The following is an 18,441-nucleotide window of genomic DNA, read 5'->3' on the forward strand; positions in this document are numbered from 1 at the left end:
TGGATGTTCACCCTGACCGCCACTGCCTACAACCTGATCCGCCTGCCCAAGCTGTTGGCGGCGGCATAATCACGCCCGGACTCCGCCTGAACGGCGGCTCCGGGCGGCTCGGAGCGCGAAAAGGCGCTCCATTCTGACAAAAACGGGCGCCGAAACGCCATTTCCAAGCCTCAGCGGAGGCAAAAAGCCAAAATATGTTCGTTTTTCCGCGTCCTGCTAAAGCCTCGCGGAATGCGGGGTGCGATCTGATATCCTTGTTGAAATTTTCTGCCGTTATTCCGAGTGAATTGGCAATGTACGTGAACTTAACCTTGTCGCCAGCATTAGCCCTTACTGCGATACCTTCTAAACAAGTGATAGCTTTTGAGACGTGCCCGGTCAGCTTCAGCCCCTCAGGCCGCCATGGCTTCACCCTCGCCCCTGGGAACGCTTTCGCAAGCGCACCTTGGAAGTCATGGCGACTGTCGCCGATAACGTAGGCGTTGGTAGGCGGGCAACCATCACCCTCGCAGCGACGCACAGAAGCCCGGCAAAGGGCTTGTAGGAGATGGTGCATCGTCTCCCCGGCCTTCACCCGCGCAATCGCTTCAGCGCTCACACAGGCGTCGGATGCCCGCTGATTGGTAACGGATCGCTTCAGGGCCTCATACTGTGCGGTGCCGTAGAACAGCGTTCCGGCAAGGATCACGTTCGGCCGATCCACGTAGGCGTTGGTCGCCATGTGGTTGCCCCACGTCAGGAAGGCTACATCTACGTCGGCCCCCTGTAGATGCTGACGAATCAGCCGCTCGTAATCCCCTCCGGTTGGGTGGGGCTTGTGGACGATGACCAACCAAGGTTCCTGCGGCCTTGTCAGGACCGTGCGGGCAACCTCCTTGCACAGTCCATCACCATGCAGGGCGAAGGAGGATTTCCCGCCTCCCTTGTCCCACAGATGGACGGTGAGGTTGTCGTACCGCTTCACAGCCGATTGGAGTCTCACCAGTAGGCCACGGGCTTCTATGTCGTCGTAGGTGGCCCGCACACGCCCCGACGCATCCAGAATGAGCATGGGGGCCATATCAGGCGGAAGGCTTTCCCGGTAATCCACCAAAGCCCAACCATCCCTGTTACCGCATCGGACGTTGGCTGTTCGCCCCGACAGGTGCCACAGGTCGGCCGCGGCATCCTTCAGCCTTGTGGGTGCCCTCCGCCCCATTGCCCGCATCACCTTCGGAAGCCCAATACCAAACTCCGCCGCGAAGTCAGGAACGGCGTAGGTGCTGTTGTCGGGGAGCTTCTCGACCTCATCCATCATCGCCTTGATCCGGGCGCGTAGGTCAGGGTTGACGGTAGACAGGGTTTCCAGCAGGCCGGCAACGGTGTTGGTGTTCAGCACCACGGCACGGGCGGGAAGGAACGATTCATCCCATACCCGAACCGCCCTTGGTCTGCCTTGATAGGAGAAAGCAACCGCTTCGGACAACCGACGGCCCCGCATCCGCTCCAAACGCTGGTGGGTCGTTACCAACACCTGCGCCTCTTGGGGCACCGGATGACCAAGAGCGTTCAAGGCGGGGTCGCTGGTCATGATGGCGACGGCGGTAGGCGGCAGTGCTCCGAAGGCGTTCATGCCCTGAAGGAAGCTGCGGACCTCTTCCAGCCGACCAAGACAGATCAGCACCCCAACGCCAGCATGGGCAGGGGAGCGCACAAGGTTGCGGACAAAGGCGTAGAGGGTCTGGGTCTTGCCTACCCCTGGGTCCAGGGATGACAGGTAGAGGGTCGGACGGGCTGTGCCGCTTGCCATCGCCTCCATAGCCTTTGCCTGATCGGACAGAGCTTCCCACATCGAGGGGCTAGGGCTATGGCCCACCGAAGTGAAATACTCCTTCAAACAATCAATCGTGATAGTAGAAAGCGAACCACATTCATGATCCATAGGACATAGGGGTGCATTGTCCGCAGCCGTAGCGGCCGGGAGGTCGGTAAGTTTCATGGTTTTCCTATTAGGGATTGGTAGATAAGATTAAAGGGGAAGCTTCTCTACTTATCTAATAGAGGCATCCCCCTTGTTCTGAGTGAATCAGAGGCTTAGGTGGTTATCTTTCTTATGTTTGTTCGTATCCATGCGCCTGTGGTGCACTCCATTCATTCCAGCGCACGTCTCTCTTATGGTGCCTACTCTGCACTACCGCAGATGGTCTGAAAGATTATTGCTCTCACGGTAGCGCAGAAAGATGAATATTTCCGGATTGTGGGCTTAGGTTACAGGGTAAAGCCCCTGTCGGTTATCATTAGCAGGCGCATCAACTCCAAGCTCCTGAACATCATCGGCGTCTTCCTCATCATCAAATTGTCCGGTCTCATAAAGCATGTCGATATGCCTATGAAGACCATCGATCTCGTCATGCAGAGAATTGATCTCCTTTTTTGCCTTGATAAGCTCCTCAAATGCTTCAACGTACTTTTTCGTTTCAAGCATCCCACTGTAGATAAGAAAACGCTTCTCATCTTTATGGCTCATCTCAGGAAGGATTCCATCAAGGGAAGACATCAGCTTCCGCATCAGAGCCGGGATATCGGTGCTGGTCATTCCATACTTAGCGAGCAGCTTGCTCTGTGCGGCTTCAAGATGGATCATCATGTTCTGATATTCGGTATCAATGTTGGTCTGGGCACGGGCGTTAATGTAGTTGGTCATGGTCAGGCTCTCTTCAGATGCGTGGTTGGTCGGAGCGGTGCGGATTGCGTCGCTCTCTCAGGGTGGGTGAATAGGAAATGCGCAGCCCAACCGTGGTCGCGGCTGTTCTCTCTAAGGGTGGGGGAATAAGCGCAGGCCCGCGGGTCGGCTGTGTCCGCCGGCTTCGCTCTAAGGGTGGTTGGATTACGCAGGAAGCCGCAGGCGGGCAGCCACAGGCAGGCCGCGATCCGTGCTTTTCTCCTAAGGGTGGGTGAATAGCGGCGGGCCGATGGATCGGCTGTGTCCGCGATGCTCTCTAAGGGCGGGGGAATTAGGCCCGTATATCAATTAGAGGCCTGAAATAATTAGAAAAATTCAGACAGCGCCGACAACTTCGGCGGCCCCCAACAGCGTCCAGGTTGCTTACCGGCGCTCTGGTCGGTTGCCTGCGGCCGCTCGGATCGTAGGGCGGTGGGAAAGCTGCGAGAAGGGCCGCACCGCTAAGGGCTGACGGGGCGCCTAGGGGCAGGGGTAGCAACATCAACCACGCCGACCTTTAGCCCCTATTTGCGAAGTGCCTTTTCCAAGAGGGCCGGGGGTTGTTGGTTCCATCTGGAGTCCCACACCTCCCTCCCGCTGATCCATGGCCCACAGGGAGCCGCAGCGGTGCCCGCTGAGTCATTCGGGCCGGTATCGGCTGCATCGGTAGCGGTCAGGGCAGCCCGCAGCAGGGCGCCCCTCCGCAGGCTTCCCAGGGGCGCAGGGAAGTGCGCCAGTAGCCGAAAAGAAAAAAGGCCCCCCGGTTTCCCAGGGAGCCTCTTGACTAGGTACACCGAGCCGGTACACCCTCCGTTTCCGAAGTGATGAGAAGCTTAGTGTTTCCGGGACCAAATCAAACCGAGTAGTACATCTTGTACTCGATCGGGTGCGGCATGGTCTCGAAGGCCATCATCTCTTCCGTGCGGAGGTCGATGTAGCCGTCGATCATGTCGGCCGAGAAGACATCGCCCTTGCGCAGGTACTCGTTGTCCTCGCGCAGCGCGGTGAGCGCTTCGCGCAGCGAGCCGCAAACCGTCGGAACCTTGGCCAGCTCGTCCGGCGGCAGGTCGTACAGGTTCTTGTCCATCGCGTCGCCGGGGTGGATCTTGTTCTGGATGCCGTCCAGGCCGGCCATCAGCATGGCGGCGAAGGCCAGGTACGGGTTGGCCGACGGATCCGGGAAGCGGACCTCGACGCGCTTGCCCTTCGGCGAGGCGACGTACGGGATGCGGCAGGACGCCGAACGGTTGCGGGCCGAGTAGGCCAGCAGGACCGGGGCCTCATAGCCCGGGACCAGGCGCTTGTAGCTGTTGGTCGACGGGTTGGTGAAGGCGTTCAGCGACTTGGCATGCTTGATGATGCCGCCGATGTAGTACAGCGCCAGCTCCGACAGGTCGGCATACTGGTTGCCGGCGAACAGCGGCTGGCCATCCTTCCAGATCGACTGGTGGCAGTGCATGCCCGAACCGTTGTCGCCGAACACCGGCTTCGGCATGAAGGTGGCCGACTTGCCGTAGGCGTGGGCGACGTTGTGCACCACGTACTTGTAGTACTGCATGTTGTCGCCGGTGCGGACCAGCGTGTCGAACTTGATGCCCAGCTCGTGCTGGGCGGCGGCCACCTCGTGGTGGTGCTTCTCGACCGGAACGCCCATCTCGGCCAGGACGCTCAGCATCTCGGCGCGCAGGTCGTTGCAGCTGTCGACCGGAGCGACCGGGAAGTAGCCGCCCTTGGTACCCGGGCGGTGGCCCAGGTTGCCGTCCTCATAGTCCTTGCCCGACGAGTAGGAACCCTCGTCCGAGGCGAACTCGTACGACACCTTGTTCATGTCGACGGAATACTTCACGTCGTCGAACACAAAGAATTCGGCTTCCGGACCGAAGAAGACGGTGTCGCCGATGCCGGCCGAAGCGGTGTAGCGCTCGGCGGCCTTGGCGATGCCGCGCGGGCAGCGGGCATAGGAACCGCCGGTGCCCGGATCGTACACGTCGCAGAGGATGTTCAGCGTCGGCTGGGCGGCGAACGGATCCATCACGGCCGTCGTCGGGTCCAGCTTCAGGATCATGTCCGACTCTTCGATGCCCTTCCAGCCGGCGATCGAGGAACCGTCGAACATGATGCCGTCTTCGAACACGTCCTCGTCGATGGTGGAGACGTGCTGAGCGGTGTGGTGCAGCTTGCCGCGCGGGTCGGTGAAGCGCAGGTCCACGTACTTGACGTCGTGTTCCTTGATCAGGTCGAAGACCTTGCTGATGTCGGACATGTCTCTTTTTCCACGCTTTAAGAGGGTTGGATCCCGCTGCGTCAAGCCGCTGTCGAAGCCCCTACGGGGCTTTGGCGGCGGAGGGCGGCGCTCGCGGCGGACGTTATCTCACGCCTTTCTTCCCCGCACAACGCGCCAACCCAAAAAGTCGCACGTTCGCCATAGGCGGCCTTCGGCCGTTCGGCGAGGTGTGCGGCCGGGGCCGGCATGAGGGGGAGGGGAAAGCGGCGCATGTTGGCGGATGCTGGTCGGAGGGAGGCCGGTCGGAAGGGTCGAGGCGAGGACGTCGCGCGATCAGATCGCGTCGGCGCCCTTCTCACCGGTGCGGATGCGGACAACTTCCTCCACGGGCGTGACGAAGATCTTGCCGTCGCCGATGCGGCCGGTATGCGCGGCCTGCTGGATCGCCTCGATCGCCCGTTCCACCAGGGAGTCTTCCATCACCACCTCGATCTTCACCTTCGGCAGGAAGTCCACGACGTATTCCGCGCCGCGGTAAAGCTCCGTATGGCCCTTCTGGCGGCCGAAGCCCTTGGCTTCGGTGACGGTGATCCCCTTGATCCCGACTTCGTGAAGGGCTTCCTTCACCTCGTCGAGTTTGAACGGCTTGATGATGGCTTCGATCTTCTTCATGGGTCTCTCGTGTACGAGGTGCCAACGCCGGCAGGCACCGTCCACGGCACTGCCGACAGCGACGACGGTAAGCATGGAGCGTGCCACATTCGGCCGATCCGGTCCGGCGGCATCGACGCTGGTCATAAGACGGTCGGATGCCGTCCGATGGGGCAGGGTGCTGCCGAAGGATTCAGCGGAGTGAACAATATTTGTGCAACTGGCGCAAGCGCTCCGCGCCAACCGACGTTCAAAGGTCCCATCGGATGGGAGAAAGGGGTGCCGGTCCGCTCCGAAAGAAGTTTTTTCGCTTTTCGTGAAAAAGCCGCTTGACCGGCCAGCCGCGGTGGAGCATAACGCGGCTCCCGACGGCGGAAACGCTGACGGCGGCGGTGGTAGCTCAGTTGGTAGAGCTCTCGGTTGTGGTCCGAGCGGTCGTGGGTTCGAGTCCCATCCATCGCCCCATCTTCTTCTTCGCGTCTTGGAAAAATTCTGTTCTATAAACGTCCGCACGGCTCAACCGCCGTCGCGGACGTTTTTCGCATGTCGGCGTGGATTTTCCCGGGTGGTGACATCGCCTACGGGTAGAGCGGGCGTGCGCGTCTTCGCCCGCCCAGGAAACGGCAAGGCAAGCCAGGGTCGGCCAGGGGTGGGGGAGAGTGGGGGATGGATGAGCTTCTGTCCGTCGCGGAGATGTATCGGGCCGACCAGCTGACGATTGCCGCCGGAGTGCCCGGTCCGGCCCTGATGGAGGCTGCCGGAGCCGCCGTGGTCCGGGCGGTGTGCGAGCGCTGGGCGCCGCATCCGACCGCCGTGCTCTGCGGCCCCGGCAACAATGGGGGCGACGGCTTCGTCATCGCCCGGCTGCTGCTGGAGGCCGGCTGGCCGGTGCGGCTGGCGCTGCTCGGCACCCGCTCGGCCCTGACCGGCGATGCCGCGGTGGCGGCGGAGCGCTGGCCCGGCCCGATCGAGGCGGCCGATCCCTACATCCTGAAGGGCAACCCCCTGGTCATCGACGCGCTGTTCGGTGCCGGCCTGACCCGGCCGCTCGACGGCCTCGCCCGCGCCATCGTCGAGGCGATGGAGGGCCGCACCGTCGTCGCCGTCGACGTGCCGAGTGGCCTGCATGGCGACAGCGGGCGGGTGCTCGGCGCCGCACCGCAGGCGGCGCTGACCGTCACCTTCTTCCGCCGCAAGCCCGGCCATGTGCTGCTGCCCGGACGCACCCTGTGCGGCGAGGTGGTGGTCGCCGACATCGGCATTCCGGACCGGGTGCTCGACGGCATCGCGCCGCAGACCGCGGTCAACGAGCCGTCGCTGTGGAGCCACCGCTTCCCCTGGCCGGCGCTGGATGGCCACAAATATGCGCGCGGCCATGCGGTGGTGCTGGGCGGCGCGCGGATGACGGGCGCGGCGCGGCTCGCTTCGGTCGCCGCACTCCGCGCCGGGGCTGGGCTGGTCACCATCGCCTGCCCGCCGGAGGCCTTTCCGGTCTATGCCGCCGGCTGCGCCAGCGTGATCGTCGATCCGCTGGAGGATGCCGGCGCCTTTGCACGGCTGCTGCAGGACCCGCGCAGGAATGCGGTGCTGGTCGGGCCGGGGGCGGGCAGGGGCGTGCAGACCCGCGCCGCGGTGATGGCCGCGCTGGACGCCCGCCGCGCCTGCGTGCTGGATGCCGACGCCCTGACCAGCTTTGCCGAATCGGCGGACGAACTGCTCGACCGGCTCGACCAGCGCTGTGTTCTCACCCCGCATGAGGGGGAATTCGCCCGGCTGTTCGGCGATTCCGTGGGCATGGACGGCGACAAGCTGTCGCGGGTGCGCGCCGCCGCTGCGCGCTCCGGCGCTGTCGTCGTGCTGAAGGGGGCCGACACCGTGGTGGCCGCCCCGGATGGACGTGCCGTGGTCAACGTCAATGCGCCGCCCGATCTCGCCACCGCCGGGACCGGCGATGTGCTGGCCGGCATCGTGCTGGGGCTGCTGGCGCAGGGGATGAACGGGTTCGAGGCCGCCTGCACCGCGGTCTGGCTGCATGGCGAGGCCGGGCGCGCGCTCGGTCCCGGCCTGATCTCCGACGATCTGGCGGGGGCGCTGCCCGGTGTGCTGAAGGCGTTGAAAGCGCAGGGATAACCCCCGCCAAGGACGGCCGGGGGCGGTCCGAAGGCGGCGTTGGCGGTACCCCTGACGACGGCGTCCGCGCGCCCCCTTGCGGTAGAGCGCCGGCAGGGCCAGACTCCGGGGTATGAGCGACGCACCCGACACCACCATCCTGGAGCCTGTGCCGCCATCCCAGGCCGCGCAGCCCAATTTCCTCGACCGCGCGCTGGACAACCTGCGCACCCGCTGGCGCGAGATCGCGGCCTCGGCCCGCGGCGCCGTGGGGGCACCGCCGCGCACCCATCTGCCCAGGGAGGACGCCGAGCGTCTGAAGGAGCAGATCGAGGCCTGCCTGGAATCGCGGGGCGGCGAGGTTTCGGCCCGCGCCCGCGCCGCCCAGCTCGGCCGCACCTATCTGGCGCTCGATCCCCAGGGGCGACGCAATTTCCTTCTGATGCTCGCGCGCGACTTCGACGTCGACCGCGACGCGGTGATGGACGCGATGGCGACCTTCCAGGCGGCCACCGACCCGGTGGCCCGCGGCCATGCCGAACGGGCCTTGCGCCGCGCGCTGGAACCGCCGCGCCTCCGGCTGCTGACCCAGTTCAACGCCCTGCCGGAGGGGGTGAAGTTCCTGGTCGACCTGCGCGCCGAGCTGATGGAGATGGCGCGCGGCGAACCCCTGCTTCAGGCGCTGGAAGACGATCTGAAGAATCTGCTGCGCGCCTGGTTCGACGTCGGCTTCCTGGAGATGCACCGCATCACCTGGGACAGCCCGGCCTCGCTGCTGGAAAAGCTGATCAAGTACGAGGCGGTCCACGAGATCAGCGGCTGGCAGGATCTGAAGGACCGGCTCGATTCGGACCGACGCTGTTTCGCCTTCTTCCACCCGCGCATGCCGCACGAACCGCTGATCTTCGTAGAGGTTGCCCTGGTGCAGGGCATGTCGGACAATGTGCAGGCGCTGCTCGACCCGACCGCACCGGTCTGCGATCCGAAAAGCGCCGACAGCGCCATCTTCTACTCGATCTCCAACGCCCAGGTCGGGCTTGCCGGCATCAGCTTCGGCAATTTCCTGATCAAACGCGTGGTCGACGGGCTGGCGACCGAGTTCCCCAACATCACCTGCTACGCCACCCTGTCACCCATTCCGGGGTTCCGGCGTTGGTTCGACCGCGCGCTCGACCGCGACGGCGACGCCCTGCTGACCAACACGGAGGCCGAACGCATCGCGGAGCGGCTGGCCGAACTTGACCGGGCGGACGATGCGGACGCTTCCACCGAAGGCGATGTCGGCGCCGACGAATCACCGCTGCTCGCCCGCGCGCTCGCCCGTTCCGGCTGGGCTGAGGACGAGGAGTTGCAGAAACGTCTGCGCGGCCCGCTGATGCGGCTGGGCGTCCATTACCTGACCACTGTGCAGGAGGGGAAGGGCCATGGCCGCGCCCGCGCGCTCGATCCGGTCGCGCATTTCCACCTGACCAACGGTGCCCGGATGGAGCGGCTGAACTGGCTGGCCGACAAATCGGCCAAAGGGCTGAAACAGTCGCTGGGGATGATGATCAACTACCGCTACCGGCTGGGCGAGATCGACGCCAACCACGAGGCCTACACCGGCGAGGGGCGCATCATCACATCGTCCGCCGTACGGTCGCTGGACAGGGCAGGGAGCAAGGCGGGGGGCAAGGCCGGCGGCTGACGCGAAAAGACCGGGCCTCACTCTCTCGGACGGGTCCAATTTGCCTGTTTGCTTCCGCCGCGCTGTGCTATAGACCGGACTTCGCCGGCGGTCCGGCGGGTGTTTGCGCACCCGTCGCGGCTGCCTTTGCCATGAACGCGGGCGTGGCGGAATTGGTAGACGCGCTGGATTTAGGTTCCAGTGACTTCGGTCGTATGGGTTCAAGTCCCTTCGCCCGCACCATGGCAACACCTTGGACCGCATGGACAACACGGATTCGGGCCGCCCGGACGGGCGCCGCCGGGCCGGACCAACGAGATAGGCTTTCGTTCCGATGAACATCACCGAGACCAGCACCGACGGCCTCAAGCGCGAATTTCAGGTCGTCATTTCCGCCAAGGACATCGAAGAGAAGGTGAACGGCAAGCTGGAAGAGCTGCGCCGTACGGTCCAGCTGCCGGGCTTCCGTCCGGGCAAGGTGCCGGTCACCGTGATCAAGCAGCGCTATTTCGGCGGCGTGCTGTCCGAGGTGCTGGAAGACGCCATCTCCGACAGCTCGCGCCAGGCGCTGAGCGAGCGCGGCCTGCGCGTCGCCCTGCAGCCGAAGATCGAGGTCGAGAAGTACGAGGACGGCGGCGACCTCACCTACAAGATGGCGGTCGAGCTGCTGCCGGACGTCGAGCCGGGCGAGTTCACCGGCCTGGAGCTGGAGAAGCCGGTCGCCGAGGTGAGCGAAGAGGCGGTGAACGAGGCGGTCACCCGTCTGGCTTCCGCCCACTCGACCCAGGCCCCGGTCACCGAGGATCGCGCTGCCGAGACCGGCGACATCGCCGTGATCGACTTCGCCGGCACGGTCGACGGCGAGGCGCTGGAAGGCATGGACGGCAAGGACTACCCGCTGGAGCTGGGTGCCGGCCGTTTCGTTCCGGGCTTCGAGGAGCAGCTGGTCGGCGTCAAGGCCGGCGAGCACCGCACCGTCAACGTCACCTTCCCGGAAGACTACCCGCACGAGCGCCTGAAGGGTGCTGCGACGGTCTTCGAGGTCGACGTGAAGGAGCTGCGCAAGAACGTCCCGGCCGAGGTCAATGACGAGCTCGCCAAGGAGTTCGGCATGGAGAGCCTGGAGAAGATGCGCGAAGCGATCCGCGACCGCATCAAGGGCGAGTATGACGGCCTGTCGCGCCTGCGCGTGAAGCGCCAGCTGCTCGACAAGCTGGCCGAGGCCCATTCCTTCGAGGTGCCGGCCGGCATGGTCGACATCGAGTTCGAGGGCATCTGGGCCCGCCTGCAGGAAGAGCTGAAGAACGGCACCGCCGGCGAGGACGCCGACAAGCCCGAGGACGAGCTGAAGGCCGAGTACCGCTCGATCGCCGAGCGCCGCGTCCGCCTGGGTCTGCTGCTGTCGGAAGTCGGCCGCCGCAACAACATCCAGGTCACCCAGGACGAGGTCAACCGCGCCCTGATCAACGAAGCCCGCCGCTTCCCCGGTCAGGAGCGTCAGGTGTTCGAGTTCTTCAAGCAGAACCAGCAGGCGCTCGAGAACCTCCGCGCCCCGATCTTCGAGGACAAGGTCGTCGACCACATCCTGGATCAGGCCAAGGTCACCGAGAAGACCGTCAGCGTCGAAGAGCTGACGAAGGACGAGGACGAGGCAGGCAACGAGTCTGCGGCGGCCTAACTCCCCAAAAGGAGTGGGGGCGGACTACCATCCGCCCCCAAAGGTTCCTATATGTGGTTCCGTGCCGGCAACGATCACCGGTTCAGCCAACTGCGGGGGCAGGGAAGAACACATGTACGACTTCGAGCCGAAGATGAATGCTCTGGTCCCGATGGTCATCGAACAGACCAACCGGGGTGAGCGCGCGTACGACATCTATTCGCGCCTGCTGAAGGAGCGGATCATCTTCCTGATCGGCGGAGTGAACGACGCCGTCGCCAGCCTGATCTGCTCGCAGCTGCTGTTCCTTGAGTCGGAGAACCCGAACAAGGACATCGCGATCTACATCAATTCGCCGGGCGGCTACGTCTCGGCCGGCCTCGCCATCTACGACACCATGCAGTACATCCGTCCGCAGGTGTCGACGGTGTGCATGGGGCAGGCCGCCTCGATGGGCTCGCTTCTGCTGGCCGCCGGCGCGCCGGGCAAGCGCTTCTCGCTGCCCAACAGCCGCATCATGATCCACCAGCCGTCGGGCGGCGCCCAGGGTCAGGCCTCGGACATCGAAATCCAGGCCCAGGAAATCCTGAAGCTGCGCTCGCGTCTGAACGACATCTACGTCAAGCACACCGGGCAGGACCTCGACACCATCGAGACCGCCATGGAGCGCGACAAGTTCATGTCGCCGGAAGAGGCGAAGGCCTTCGGTCTGATCGACGAGGTGGTGGAGAAGCGCCCGGGCGTCGACCATCATTCGTAAGCCGCGGGTCCTCGGCCCTCCCAACAAAGGGTTGATCGGGTCGTGACGCTGTTGTTGAATGGCGGTGACACGATCCGGTCATGGACCGGTTCCGATAAGGAGCCGGTCCCGAATGGGGAGAGTCTCGCAAGGGACCCGGCTATGCGGATCGTGATGCGTCGCCAAAACGGCGCATGACCTTGTCGCGGACGCCGTCCGCGATAACCTGAGTAGGACCGGCGTCGGGGGGCGCCGCGAACGGGCATGGCCCCAGGGGCCACGCCTCCCGCGAGATGACGGAGTACCGATGAGCAAGTCCAGCAGCGGCGATTCGAAGAATACGCTCTACTGCTCCTTCTGCGGCAAGAGCCAGCACGAGGTCCGCAAGCTGATTGCCGGTCCGACGGTGTTCATCTGCGATGAATGCGTCGAACTGTGCATGGACATCATTCGCGAGGAGAACAAGACGACCCTCGTGAAGTCCCGCGATGGGGTTCCGACTCCGCGCGACATTCATGCGGTGCTCGACGATTACGTCATCGGACAGTCCTACGCCAAGCGCGTGCTGTCGGTGGCGGTCCACAACCACTACAAGCGCCTCGCCCACGGGACGAAGCACAACGACGTCGAACTGGCGAAGTCGAACATCCTGCTGATCGGCCCGACCGGCTGCGGCAAGACGCTGCTGGCCCAGACCCTGGCCCGCATCATCGACGTTCCCTTCACCATGGCCGATGCCACGACGCTGACCGAAGCCGGTTACGTCGGCGAAGACGTCGAGAACATCATCCTCAAGCTGCTCCAGGCCGCCGACTACAATGTCGAGCGGGCGCAGCGCGGCATCGTCTACATCGACGAGGTCGACAAGATCAGCCGCAAGTCCGACAACCCGTCGATCACCCGCGACGTGTCGGGCGAGGGCGTGCAGCAGGCTCTGCTGAAGATCATGGAGGGCACCGTCGCCTCCGTGCCGCCGCAGGGCGGGCGCAAGCATCCGCAGCAGGAATTCCTGCAGGTCGACACCAGCAACATCCTGTTCATCTGCGGCGGCGCCTTCGCCGGCCTGGACAAGATCATCGCCCAGCGCGGCAAGGGCACCAGCATCGGCTTCGGCGCCGATGTGCGCTCCGCCGACGAACGCGCCACCGGTGAGATCCTGCACGAGGTCGAGCCCGAGGATCTGCTGAAGTTCGGCCTGATCCCGGAATTCATCGGCCGCCTGCCGGTTCTGGCCACCCTGTCCGATCTGGACGAGGCGGCGCTGGTCGAGATCCTCAGCAAGCCGAAGAACGCCCTGGTCAAGCAGTACCAGCGCCTGTTCGAGATGGAGGACGTCCATCTGGAGTTCTCCGAGGACGCCATGCGTGCCATCGCCCACAAGGCGATTGCCCGCAAGACCGGTGCCCGCGGCCTGCGGTCGATCATGGAAGCCATCCTGCTCGACCCGATGTTCGATCTGCCGGGCCTGACCGGCATCGAGAGCATCCTGGTCAACAAGGAAGTGGTTGAAGGGCGGGCCAAGCCGCTCTACGTCCATGCGGAACGGCGCAGTGAAGCGCCTGGGGCATAACCGTCTGGATTTTCCCGGTGCGGATATCAAAAAAGGGACGCTTCGGCGTCCCTTTTTCTTTTTCCGATTGTTGCGGCATATCCCAATAAAACCATTCTCTGCATTGGGCTCGTCTGATGTAAACCGTGGAAAAAGCGAATCAATTCAGCAAATTTAACGAATGTAAAAAGATAAAGCCTTAATGTCGGTGCCGAAACATCGGGTAGGGTGGGTGAGCTGCCTTCATTCCAGGCTTGGCATCTCCACTATCCATTGTTTGCGTACGAATATTGCGGTGGGCGGGAAATGAAAATACGCAGTTTCCTTTACGTTTGCTTGGCATGCGTTGGCGCGGTCGCTTCGGTTCCGGCGACTTGGCTTGCGGTGCAGGAAATCAACTCGGCCGGTCGGGCGTCAGCCGCCAGGGACGTGGTTGACGTGCTCGGCGCCGCCACCGCTGTGAACGAGTCGATGGCGCTTGAGCGTGGCGTCGTCAACCTGCCGCTGACGGCAGGGACGGCGATCGATGACGCCGGCCGGGACTCCCTCAAGAAGGCCCGCGCGCAGTCTGACGCCGCGCTCGCCCGCTACGTTGCCGCCGCCAGGGCGCTGGGCGACCCCAAATCCACCGACGAGACCGCTGCCTTGGGCAACAGTCTGGCGACCGTCCGCACCCAGGTCGACGGCTGGCTGGTGAAGGACCGGGCCGGCCGCCCGGCGGATGCCTCGGCGCAGTTCTTCGCCGGCATGGTCAAGGTCACGAGCCAGGTCGGGGTGACGATGAACCGTCTTGGCCATCGTTTGAACGACCTCGATTCGACCGTCGGCGACCGGGCCGATATCGCGGTTCGCGCCGCCCAACTGCGGGAGATGGCCGGCCAGCAGTCGGTCCTCTATCTGCGCGCACTCGGAACCGGCAAGCCGATGACCCCGGAAGCCGAAGCGGAGGCGATGACGCTGGAGGGGCGGATCTCGGCCAATTGGGAGTCGGTCGAGGACGATATCGTCACCGGCGAGATGGAGCCGGCCCTGCGCACGGCGCTGGAGACTGCCCGGAAAGGCTATATTCAGGGTTTCGGCGGCTTCAAGACCCGCGTTCTGACCGCATCGCGGGCCGGCAAACCCTATGACCTGGACGGTGCGGAATGGCGCCGCTCGGCCTCGCCCCTGCTGCAGGACCTCCTGGTGATCCGCGACGCCGGCTTCACTGTCGGGCGGGAACTGGCCGACAGCCATCATGCCTCGGCTCTGCGTCATCTGATGCTGGCGGCCGCAATCATCGTCGCCGGGCTCGGCGCATTGCTGGGTGTGGCGGTTGCGATCACGCGCCGGGCCTCGCGCCCGATCGTCGAACTGGCCCGGATCGTCGGTGCGATTGCCGGCGGGCGGCGTGACCTCGACGTCCTCCACCGGAACCGCTCGGATGAAATCGGCGAGATGGCCGCGGCAATCGACGTGCTGCAAACCAGCGCCCGCGAGGCCGATGCCGCCGAGGGCCGCCGCCGGACGGAGCTGGAGCAGCGCGAGGAGAACCGGCGCACCATGGAACGGGCGACGCAGGATTTCGTGGCGCAGCTCGAATCGGTGGTCGGACATCTGTCCGCCACGGCGGACTCCGTGCGCAGCAACTCCGAACGCCTGTCGTCGGCCGCGGAAAGCGCCTCGTCCCTCTCGTCCTCCGTGGCATCCGCATCGGAACTGGCCAACGGCAACATCCAGACGGTGGCGACCGCCGCGGAGCAGCTGCAATCCTCCATCGGCGAAATCAGCCGCCGGATCGACGATGCGTCCCGGATCGCCCAGGACGCGGTGCGCGAGGCCGGCAGCACGGCCGGGATCGTCGCGACCTTGGCCGACCGTGCTGCCGGCATCGGCTCGGTGGTCGATATGATCAGCTCCATCGCCTCCCAGACCAATCTTCTGGCGCTGAACGCCACCATCGAAGCCGCCCGGGCCGGCGAAGCGGGCAAGGGATTCGCCGTCGTCGCCAGCGAGGTGAAGAATCTGGCCGGTCAGACCGCGAAGGCCACCGACGACATCCAGCTTCGCGTCGGTGAGATTCGCGACGTCAGCGGCAGTGCCGTGACCGCCATCGACGCCATCAGCCGCACCGTCGCCGCGATCAGCGAGGCGGCGTCGGCCGTCGCCGCCGCGGTGGAGCAGCAGAACGCCGCCACCCGCGAGATCGCCCGCAACATCCAGGCCGCCGCCCAGGGCACCGTGGAGGTGTCCGGCAGCATCGGGCAGGTCGCTTCCACCGCCGAAAGCACGCGTGTCGCGTCCGGAGAGCTGCTGACCGCGTCCCGCGGCCTGTCGCATGAGGCCGGAACCCTGCGTACGACCGTCGATGGCTATGTGAACCGCCTCAAAACCGCTTGATCCGGCAAAAACGGGGAGGGAAGCGGCGGTTTCCTGCCAGGTTGCGGCTTGGAAACCGCCCTTGGGGGTTGTCACCCCCTTGAAGGCCGCAGGGCCGTGTGCCACGTTAGTCGGGTGCCGTAGGCGATCCCCGCGCTCAACCCGAGGCGGGGGCTGTGTCAGGCCCAGTCCGGGCTGGCGGCGATCCATTCATTGAGGCCCTGCCCATGATCGAACTCTCCCGTGGTGCCCTCTACCCGGTCCTGCCGCTGCGCGACATCGTGGTCTTCCCCCACATGATCGTGCCGCTGTTCGTCGGGCGCGAGAAGTCCGTGCGCGCGTTGGAAGACGTGATGAAGGATGACAAGCAGATCCTGCTCGTCACCCAGAAGAACGCCGCGCAGGACGATCCGACTCCGGCCGACATCTACAGCGTCGGCACCGTCGGCACCGTGTTGCAGCTGCTCAAGCTGCCGGACGGGACCGTCAAGGTGCTGGTGGAAGGCGGCCAGCGGGCCGCCATCACCAAGTTCGCCGACAATGAGGAGTTCTTCCAGGCCCAGGCCGAGCTGGTCGAGGAAAAGACCGGCGAGAACCAGGAGCTGGAGGCGCTGAGCCGCGCCGTCGTCTCCCAGTTCGAGCAGTACATCAAGCTGAACAAGAAGATTCCGCCGGAAGTGCTGGTCTCGATCAACCAGATCGAGGAAGCCGGCAAGCTGGCCGACACCGTCGCGTCGCATCTGGCGCTGAAGATTCCGGAAAAGCAGCAGCTGCTGGAATGCGCCACCGTGTCGGAGCGTCTGGAGCGGGTCTATGCCTTCATGGAAGGCGAGATCGGCGTGCTGCAGGTGGAAAAGCGCATCCGCAACCGCGTCAAGCGGCAGATGGAGAAAACTCAGCGCGAGTACTACCTGAACGAGCAGCTGAAGGCGATCCAGAAGGAACTCGGCGAGACCGAGGATGGCCGCGACGAATCGGCGGAGCTTGAAGAGAAGATCAACAAGACCCGCTTCTCCAAGGAAGCCCGCGAAAAGGCGCTCGCCGAGCTGAAGAAGCTGCGGTCGATGAGCCCGATGTCGGCCGAGGCCACCGTGGTCCGCAATTACCTGGATTGGATGCTGTCCATTCCGTGGAAGAAGCGCACCAAGGTGAAGCGTGACCTGAAGCTGGCCCAAAAGGTGCTGGACGACGATCATTACGGTCTGGAGAAGGTCAAGGAGCGCATCCTTGAGTATCTCGCCGTCCAGAACCGCATGAACAAGGTCAAGGGTCCGATCCTCTGCCTCGTTGGACCGCCCGGCGTCGGCAAAACCTCGCTCGGCAAGTCGATCGGCAAGGCCACCGGCCGCAACTTCGTCCGCATGTCGCTGGGCGGCGTCCGTGACGAGGCCGAGGTCCGCGGCCACCGCCGCACCTACATCGGCTCGATGCCCGGCAAGGTCATCCAGGGCATGAAGAAGGCCAAGTCCTCCAACCCGCTCTTCCTGCTGGACGAGATCGACAAGCTCGGCGCCGACTGGCGCGGCGACCCGTCGTCGGCCCTGCTGGAGGTTCTGGATCCGGAGCAGAACGGCACCTTCAACGACCATTACCTGGAGGTCGATTACGACCTGTCCGACGTGATGTTCGTCTGCACCGCCAACACGATGCGCATGCCGCAGCCGCTGCTGGACCGCATGGAGATCATCCGCGTCGCCGGCTACACCGAGGACGAGAAGGTCGAGATCTCCAAGCGCCACCTGATCGAGAAGCAGATCGAGGCGAACGGCCTGAAGAAGGGCGAGTTCACCATCTCCGACGATGCGCTGCGCGATCTGGTCCGCTACTACACCCGGGAAGCCGGTGTCCGCTCGCTGGAGCGCGAGATCGCCAACCTCTGCCGCAAGGCGGTGAAGGAGATTCTGCTGAAGTCGGGCGGCAACGCCAAGGTCGCGGTCACCCGCCGCAACCTCGACAAGTATGCCGGCGTCCGCCGTTTCCATTATGGCGAGGCGGAGCTGGAGGATCTGGTGGGCGTCACCACCGGTCTGGCCTGGACCGAGGTCGGCGGCGAGCTGCTGTCGATCGAGGCCGTCGGCCTGCCCGGCAAGGGCCGCGTCACCACAACCGGCAAGCTGGGCGACGTGATGAAGGAATCGGTCCAGGCGGCCGAGAGCTACGTCAAGTCGCGCGCCATCGCCTTCGGCATCAAGCCGACGCTGTTCGAGAAGAAGGACATCCACGTCCACGTTCCCGAAGGCGCCACGCCGAAGGACGGCCCGTCGGCCGGTGTCGCCATGGCCACCTCCATCGTCTCGGTGCTGACCGGCATTCCGGTGCGCAAGGACGTGGCGATGACGGGCGAGATCACGTTGCGTGGCAGGGTGCTGCCGATCGGTGGCCTGAAGGAGAAGCTGCTGGCCGCCCTGCGCGGAGGCATCAAGCATGTGCTGATCCCGAAGGACAACGAGAAGGATCTGGCGGACATCCCGGACAACGTGAAGCGCGGGCTGGACATCATGCCCGTCGGCACGGTGGATGAGGTGCTGCGCAACGCGCTCGTCCGTCCGCTGGAGCCCATTGAGTGGACTGAGCCGGAGGTCGATGCGGCCGCGGCCAAGGCCCAGGAGAAGGGTGCCGACGGCGAGGCTCTGCGTCACTGATCCGGGAGCGGCGGTCGCGATCGGATCGTGACCGCCACCCGTTGACGTGACTTTTGGGACAAGAGCCGCTTTGCCGCCCGTCGGGAATTGACGGGCGGCAAGCGCTGTGCTTATCCTTTGCTTCCAAAAAGTCGTGGACGAAAAG

11 protein-coding genes and 2 tRNA genes are annotated in these 18,441 nt (G+C 64.5%); 9 read left to right on the forward strand and 4 right to left on the reverse strand.

The window, feature by feature from the left end; all coding sequences use genetic code 11:
* Positions 1-7: 7 nt before the first annotated feature.
* The 4 genes from VH569_RS25300 to VH569_RS25315 form a co-directional block, all read right to left on the reverse strand.
* On the reverse strand, positions 8-1,978 hold the full coding sequence (locus tag VH569_RS25300) for a hypothetical protein (protein WP_423318931.1): 1,971 nt from the start codon (positions 1,976-1,978) through the stop codon (positions 8-10).
* 264 nt (positions 1,979-2,242) lie between these two features.
* The gene (locus VH569_RS25305; RefSeq protein WP_423318933.1) at positions 2,243-2,683 is read right to left on the reverse strand and encodes a hypothetical protein; all 441 of its coding nucleotides are present in this window, start codon (positions 2,681-2,683) and stop codon (positions 2,243-2,245) included.
* A gap of 871 nt (positions 2,684-3,554) precedes the next feature.
* Positions 3,555-4,964, reverse strand: coding sequence for a type I glutamate--ammonia ligase (gene glnA, locus VH569_RS25310; RefSeq protein ID WP_109050284.1), 1,410 nt, complete (start codon positions 4,962-4,964; stop codon positions 3,555-3,557).
* 294 nt (positions 4,965-5,258) lie between these two features.
* Entirely contained in the window at positions 5,259-5,597 is a 339-nt protein-coding gene (locus VH569_RS25315) for a P-II family nitrogen regulator (RefSeq protein WP_012974531.1), read from the reverse strand.
* Positions 5,598-5,965: 368 nt separating this feature from the next.
* On the opposite strand from VH569_RS25315, the gene VH569_RS25320 reads away from it, so the two are divergent.
* The 9 genes from VH569_RS25320 to lon all read left to right on the forward strand — a co-directional run bounded on the left by VH569_RS25320 (position 5,966) and on the right by lon (position 18,296).
* Positions 5,966-6,041, forward strand: a tRNA-His gene (locus tag VH569_RS25320).
* Between the two features lie 201 nt (positions 6,042-6,242).
* Positions 6,243-7,706 (forward strand): NAD(P)H-hydrate dehydratase, encoded by a 1,464-nt coding sequence (locus VH569_RS25325; protein ID WP_423318936.1) that lies wholly within the window; start codon positions 6,243-6,245, stop codon positions 7,704-7,706.
* A gap of 112 nt (positions 7,707-7,818) precedes the next feature.
* Positions 7,819-9,372, forward strand: a complete 1,554-nt coding sequence (locus VH569_RS25330) for a malonyl-CoA decarboxylase (protein WP_423318938.1) — start codon at positions 7,819-7,821, stop codon at positions 9,370-9,372.
* A gap of 137 nt (positions 9,373-9,509) precedes the next feature.
* A tRNA-Leu gene (locus VH569_RS25335) sits at positions 9,510-9,594 on the forward strand.
* Between the two features lie 91 nt (positions 9,595-9,685).
* A complete protein-coding gene (tig, locus tag VH569_RS25340) occupies positions 9,686-11,029 on the forward strand; it encodes a trigger factor (RefSeq protein ID WP_377809095.1) in 1,344 nt (447 codons plus the stop codon).
* Between the two features lie 112 nt (positions 11,030-11,141).
* A complete protein-coding gene (gene clpP, locus VH569_RS25345; RefSeq protein WP_098739527.1) occupies positions 11,142-11,768 on the forward strand; it encodes an ATP-dependent Clp endopeptidase proteolytic subunit ClpP in 627 nt (208 codons plus the stop codon).
* Positions 11,769-12,054: 286 nt separating this feature from the next.
* Complete coding sequence (gene clpX, locus VH569_RS25350; protein ID WP_012974526.1) at positions 12,055-13,317, forward strand: ATP-dependent Clp protease ATP-binding subunit ClpX; 1,263 nt, start codon at positions 12,055-12,057, stop codon at positions 13,315-13,317.
* A 417-nt stretch (positions 13,318-13,734) separates the two neighbouring features.
* Positions 13,735-15,675, forward strand: a complete 1,941-nt coding sequence (locus VH569_RS25355; RefSeq protein ID WP_423318940.1) for a methyl-accepting chemotaxis protein — start codon at positions 13,735-13,737, stop codon at positions 15,673-15,675.
* A gap of 206 nt (positions 15,676-15,881) precedes the next feature.
* Positions 15,882-18,296, forward strand: a complete 2,415-nt coding sequence (lon, locus tag VH569_RS25360; RefSeq protein ID WP_423318942.1) for an endopeptidase La — start codon at positions 15,882-15,884, stop codon at positions 18,294-18,296.
* The last annotated feature ends 145 nt before the right edge of the window (positions 18,297-18,441 follow it).

Origin of the sequence: Azospirillum sp. 11R-A (assembly GCF_049472615.1) — a bacterium.
GTDB lineage: Bacteria > Pseudomonadota > Alphaproteobacteria > Azospirillales > Azospirillaceae > Azospirillum > Azospirillum palustre.